General features: G+C 70.3%; 3 protein-coding genes and 1 pseudogene. All 4 read right to left on the reverse strand.

What is annotated here, in order from left to right:
* Window positions 1–124, reverse strand: a 124-nt coding sequence (locus G6031_RS19125) for a hypothetical protein (protein ID WP_182653919.1), incomplete at its 3' end; no start/stop codon positions are given.
* Window positions 125–158: 34 nt separating this feature from the next.
* Window positions 159–3,338: an isoleucine--tRNA ligase gene (gene ileS, locus G6031_RS17135; RefSeq protein WP_182653920.1), complete on the reverse strand. Its 3,180-nt coding sequence runs from the start codon at window positions 3,336–3,338 to the stop codon at window positions 159–161.
* 282 nt (window positions 3,339–3,620) lie between these two features.
* Window positions 3,621–3,842, reverse strand: coding sequence for a hypothetical protein (locus G6031_RS17140; protein WP_179525075.1), 222 nt, complete (start codon window positions 3,840–3,842; stop codon window positions 3,621–3,623).
* A gap of 125 nt (window positions 3,843–3,967) precedes the next feature.
* Window positions 3,968–4,543 (reverse strand): annotated as a pseudogene (locus G6031_RS17145) (cell division protein); the annotation flags it as partial.

The following is a 4,543-nucleotide window of genomic DNA, read 5'->3' on the forward strand; positions in this document are numbered from 1 at the left end:
GGCCCCCCACCCCTCCCACCAGCACCGGCCGACCCCGCAGGGTCGGCCGGGTGAGCTGCTCGCAGGACGCGAAGAAGGCGTCCATGTCCACGTGCAGGACCCAGCGGTCCTGCCCGTCAGCCATGCCGGCTCCCGTCTCGGCTCAGGACCGGTCGGTGTCAGACCCGGGCCAGCGTCATCCTGACGCCCTCGGCGAGCTCGGCGGGCTCACCGTCGCCCGGGTCGAGCGCGTCGACCACCCCGAAGTCCGTGGCGAGGACCTCGCCGGCGATCAGCCCGGCGTGACGGTCGGCCCAGTCGCGGCGGGCCGCCGGGACCTCCAGGCGCACCCGGATGCGGTCGGAGATGTCGAACCCGGCGCCGCGGCGGGCCTCCTGGATCTCGCGGATCCGGTCCTTGGCCCAGCCCTCGGCCTCCAGCTCCTCGGTGACGGTCAGGTCCAGCACCACCAGCCCGGCCCCGCCCGGGAGCGCGGCCGTCGACTCCGGGTCCGCGGCCACGAGGCGGTGTTCGTACTCGCCCTCCTGCAGTTCGACCCCACCGGCGATGACCACCCCGTCGGCCTCGGACCAGTCCCCCGTCTTGGCGGCCTTGATGCAGGCCTGAACCTGCTTGCCCAACCGCGGCCCCGCCGCGCGGGCGTTGACGGCCAGCTCCATCCGCCCGTGGGCGGCCACGTCGCTCGTCAGGTGGACGTGGCGCACGTTGACCTCGTCGGCGATGATCCCGGTGAACGGCTCGAGCCTCTCGGCGTCGGGCATCGCCACGGTGAGGGAGTTCAGGGGCAGGCGCACGCGCAGCTGCTTGGCCTTGCGCACGGAGGAGACGGTCGAACACACCGACCGCACGGCCTCCATGGCCTCGACCAACCCGGCATCGCGCGGGAGCTCGTCGGCGGCCGGCCAGTCCGCGAGGTGGACCGACTCCCTCCCGGTCAGGCCGGTCCACACGACCTCCGACATGAGCGGGAGGAGCGGGGCGGCGAGCCGCATCGTCGTCTCCAGCACCGTGTAGAGGGTGTCGAAGGCGTCGCGGGAGTCCTGACCGGAGGCCTCCCCCGCCCAGAACCGGGAGCGCGACCTGCGCACGTACCAGTTGGTCAGGGCGTCGGCGAACTGTCGCAGTTCGTCGCAGGCGGCGGCGATGTCCGTGGTCTCCAGGGCCTCGGTCATCGCGTCCCGGGTCGTGGCCAACCGGGACAGGATGTACCGGTCCAGCACGTGCGGGGAGTCCGTGCGCCAGGTGGCGCGCTCGGCGGCGTACAGCTGCAGGAAGCTGTAGGAGTTCCAGAGCGGCAGCATGGCCTGACGCACACCCTCGCGGATGCCCTGTTCGGTCACCACGAGATTGCCACCGCGGAGGATGGGGGAACTCATGAGGAACCAGCGCATTGCATCGGAGCCGTCGCGGGCGAAGACCTCGTTGACGTCCGGGTAGTTGCCCTTGGACTTGCTCATCTTGAGCCCGTCGTTGCCCAGCACAATCCCGTGGGCGGCGACGTGCGTGAACGCGGGACGGTCGAACAGCGCCGTGGCCAGCACGTGCAGCGTGTAGAACCAGCCGCGGGTCTGACCGTTGTACTCGACGATGAAGTCGCCCGGGTTGTGGGTCTCGAACCACTCCTTGTTCTCGAAGGGGTAGTGGACCTGCGCGAACGGCATGGACCCGGACTCGAACCAGCAGTCGAACACGTCGGCCACCCGCCGCATGGTGGATCTGCCGGTCGGGTCGTCGGGGTTGGGCCGGGTCAGCTCGTCGATGTACGGACGGTGCAGATCGGTGGGCCGCACCCCGAAGTCGGCCTCGAGCTCGTCGAGGGAGCCGTAGACGTCCACGCGCGGGTAGGCCGGGTCGTCCGACTCCCACACGGGGATCGGCGCGCCCCAGTACCGGTTCCGGTTGATGTTCCAGTCCCGCGCGCCCTCGAGCCACTTGCCGAACTGCCCGTCGCGCACGTGCTCCGGCATCCACGTGATGTGTTCGCGATTGAGCTCGACCATCCGGTCCCGGAACGCGGTGACCTTGACGAACCAGGCCGGCAGGGCCATGTAGATCAACGGCTGCCCGGAGCGCCAGGAGTGCGGGTAGGAGTGCTCGATGGTCTCGTGCCGGATCAGGCGACCCGCGGCACGCAGGTCGCGTGAGATGGGCGCGTTGGCGTCGAAGACCAGCTGGCCCGCGTACGGGGGCACCTCGGCGGTGAACTTGCCGTCGGGGCCGACCGGGATGACCAACTCGATGCCGGCCGCGTCGCAGGCGTCCTTGTCCTCCTCACCGAAGGCCGGCGCGAGGTGGACGATGCCGGTGCCCGACTCGGTGGTGACGTAGTCCGCCGACAGCACGACGTGCGCGCCGGGGTGGCCGGCGAAGAAGTCGAACGGCGGGACGTACGTCAGACCCACCAGGTCGGCGCCCTTCGCCGTCGCCACCACCTCGGCGTCCTCGCCGAACTCGGGCGCGTACACTCCGCGGCGGGCCTCGGCCACCACGAAGCGGCGGCCGGCGAGCTCACCGGAGTTCACCTGCACCACGCAGTAGTCGATGTCGGGGTGGACGGCGGCGGCCAGGTTGGACGGCAGGGTCCAGGGGGTGGTGGTCCAGACCAGCGCCTCGGCGCCGTGGAACGGGCTGGACTGCGGCGCCTCGAGCGGTAGGCCGACGGTGACCGCGGGGTCCTGACGCATCTTGTACGCGTCATCCAACCGGGTCTCCTGGTTGGACAGGGGCGTCTGCTCGTACCAGGAGTACGGCAGCACGCGGAAACCCTTGTAGACCAGGCCCTTGTCGTAGAGCCGCTTGAACGCCCACAGGACGGACTCGGTGAAGTCGATGTCCAGCGTCTTGTAGTCGTTCTCGAAGTCCACCCAACGGGCCTGACGGTGGACGTACTCCTCCCACTCGTCGGTGTAGCGAAGGACCGACTTCTCGCAGGCCGAGTTGAACTCGGCCAGACCCATGTCGAGGATCTGCGACTTCTCGGTGATCCCCAGCTGCTTCTCGGCCTCGAGCTCGGCCGGCAGACCGTGACAGTCCCACCCGAAGCGGCGCTCGACCAGGTATCCGCGCATGGTGCGGTAGCGCGGGATCACGTCCTTGACGTACCCGGTGAGCAGATGCCCGTAGTGGGGTAGGCCGTTGGCGAACGGGGGGCCGTCGTAGAAGACGTACTCCTCGGCGTCCGCCCGTCTGCGGACGGACTCCCGGAAGGTGTCGCGCTGGTCCCACCGGGCCAGGACGGTCTCCTCGAGGGCGGGGAACGACGGCGACTGTGCCGTGGTGCCGCCGGTGAGGTCGAGAATCGGGTAGGCGCTACCCGTGGCGGTGGGCTCGGTGCTCATGCGGGCGGACTCCTCGCGGTACGGGGCCCGCACGAGTGGGTACCCGTGGGGCCGACAGGCCTGCGCTCGGGGACGATCCGGACACGACTGGCGCGTCCGTCCGCGGTACCACCCCGTTTGACGACGACGGTGCGACGCCCACTCATGGGTCGGGGGCCGGTCGGGCTCCCCCGTTCGGTTCTACTGAGCCGCCCCCTCCACGGGACCGGCCGTTCTTCCGAGCGCTCCCCGGTGATGGCCGGATCGCAGCGCATCCGGCTCACCGCCGGACATGGGGTGATGTTACCTGTCGGCGTGGGAGTCCGCCGCGTCCGCCACCTCTGACGGGTCCCGTCCGGACCCGTCACGCGCGGACCTCCCGCGGATGAGATCCATGACCAGCAGCAGCAGGCCGAGGGCGCCGACCACGATGCAGGCCCACGCCCACCCGATCTGACCGGTGGCGACGGCGGCGACGAGGAAGGCGAATCCGAGGATCGTCAGTCCGAGTGCGGCGACGAGCATGCGTTCCTCCTGCCGTGGTGCGTGTCGTGGGGCGCACCGGTTCCGGGGCGGTCCCACTCCCCGAATATACGTCGGTCCCCGCACCCTGGGCAGGGGCGGGGACCGGACGCGTCGACGCGGGAGGACTACTCGGCGCGGTGGCCGCCGTCCTTCTTGGCACCCTGGTCGGGCGCACCGGCGTTCTCCGCCGGGGCGGCCGGGGCAGCCGATCCGGACTTCCCGAGCTCGGACAGCTGGTTCTCGAGGTAACTGGTGAGGCGACTGCGGTAGTCCTTCTCGAAGGTCCGCAGCTGGTCGATCCGGCCCTCGAGCACGCCACGCTGCTGGTTGATGGTGGCCATGATCTCGGTGTGCTTGCGCTCCGCGTCGGCCTGCAGGGCGTCCGCCTTGGCCTGGGCTTCCTTGATCTGCTGCTCGGAGCGCGACTGGGCGTCCTTGACGATCCCGTCGGACTTGGTCTTGGCCTCGCCGAGGATCTTGTCGGCCTCCCTGCGGGCGTCGCCGACCATCTTCTCCGACTGCGTCTTGGCGTCGCCGACCAGCCGATCGGACTCGCCGCGCGCCTTGGCCATGAGCCCGTCGGACTCCTTCTTGGCCTCCCCGGTCAGCCGGTCCGCCATCTCCTGCGCCATCGCGAGAACGCGGGCCGCACGCAGATGCGTGTCGGAGTTGGCGGCACCGCTGTCCTCGCTCTTAGCGAG

This window comes from Dietzia sp. CQ4 (genome assembly GCF_014145125.1).
In the GTDB taxonomy this organism is placed as follows: domain Bacteria; phylum Actinomycetota; class Actinomycetes; order Mycobacteriales; family Mycobacteriaceae; genus Dietzia; species Dietzia natronolimnaea.

Excerpts from the sequence above, each read along its gene's own strand:
- ileS (WP_182653920.1), bottom strand. The coding sequence starts at position 3,338 with ATGAGCACCGAGCCCACCGCCACGGGTAGCGCCTACCCGATTCTCGAC.
- G6031_RS17140 (WP_179525075.1), bottom strand. The coding sequence starts at position 3,842 with ATGCTCGTCGCCGCACTCGGACTGACGATCCTCGGATTCGCCTTCCTC.